1 protein-coding gene is annotated in these 1,228 nt (G+C 43.4%); it reads left to right on the top strand.

The window, feature by feature from the left end:
• Positions 1 to 195: 195 nt before the first annotated feature.
• The gene (locus B7Y67_RS18540) at positions 196 to 1,098 is read left to right on the top strand and encodes an aspartyl/asparaginyl beta-hydroxylase domain-containing protein (RefSeq protein ID WP_293599895.1); all 903 of its coding nucleotides are present in this window, start codon (positions 196 to 198) and stop codon (positions 1,096 to 1,098) included.
• The last annotated feature ends 130 nt before the right edge of the window (positions 1,099 to 1,228 follow it).

Genomic DNA, 1,228 nt, shown 5'->3' with positions numbered 1-1,228 from the left:
AGGCTTAAAAGCCATTTTGCGAATCCATTCATACGGTTTTCCTTAATAAATCATCTTTGCAGCGCCAATTGGGTGCATTTTTTGCAGCCTCTTTTGATCATAGTTAACATTTGAGCATATTCGTTACAAAAATAGGGATGAAATGACACTCCATCCAAATTAAAATAAGACTGTTAACGCTAATTGGTAAACCTCATGGAATTTCGTCACCTTGTTTTTTTGATCTTTGTTGTCTCAGCTATTTATGTTTATTTCAGAGGTAAGGTGAGATTTGGTTTGGTTCGCTCCTTAACAGACTATCAAGTACTTTTAGCACCAATTAATAGCCTACTCTATTTATTTTCAAAAACTAGGGCGGGGGCATTTATTCCAGTTGCTGATTTTCCTGAAATGAAACCGCTTCAAGATCATTGGCAGATCATCCGCGATGAGGCTCTTGCATTAAATGCAGATGGTGCTATTGCAGCAGCCACAGGCTATAACGATATTGGCTTTAATTCCTTCTTTCGGACGGGCTGGAAGCGCTTTCATCTCTATTGGTATGGCAAGGAAATGCCATCGGCGCAGCTAAATTGCCCAAAGACTGTCGCCCTCCTGAAATCCATACCCTCAATCAAAGCGGCAATGTTTGCTTCGCTACCCCCAGGAGCAACGCTGGTTCGCCACAGAGACCCTTATGCGGGCTCGCTGCGCTATCACATTGGCCTGGTTACCCCGAATGATCCCAAATGCTTTATTGACGTGGATGGGGAGCGTTATTTTTGGAAAGACGGCGAACCAGTGATGTTTGATGAAACCTATATCCACTATGCAGCCAACGAAACCGATCACCAACGTATTGTCTTGTTTTGTGATGTTGAGCGGCCAGTTCACACTAAATTGGTGCAATTACTCAATCGCTGGTTTGGGCGCCATGTGATGAGTGCCGCATCTTCCCAAAACGTTGAGGGCGAGAAAGTTGGATTTGTAAACATTCTCTTTAAGTATTTTTATCACCTCAGGGCGCAAGCAAAAAAACTAAAAGCCAAGCACCGCAGCGTTTATTACATCGGAAAATGGGTGCTGATATTAGGGATTCTTTGGGCGATATTTTGGTAGGCATCAGGGACTCAGCACTTCAATAATTTGCTCTGGGGTAATTGAACCCCAGATCTCAACCCTCTTAATGCGGCTACTTTGCCCCGATAAGAGTTGAATTTGCTTTTGTGGCACCCTCAACTGCTTTGAA

Source organism: Polynucleobacter sp. 35-46-11 (genome assembly GCF_002281105.1).
The sequence above is the reverse complement of the archived record's forward strand: the minus strand, read 5'-3'. Positions and strand labels throughout refer to the sequence as shown.

Bases quoted from the DNA above. Each gene is read 5' to 3' on its own strand.
- B7Y67_RS18540 (WP_293599895.1), top strand. From the start codon at position 196: ATGGAATTTCGTCACCTTGTTTTTTTGATCTTTGTTGTCTCAGCTATT.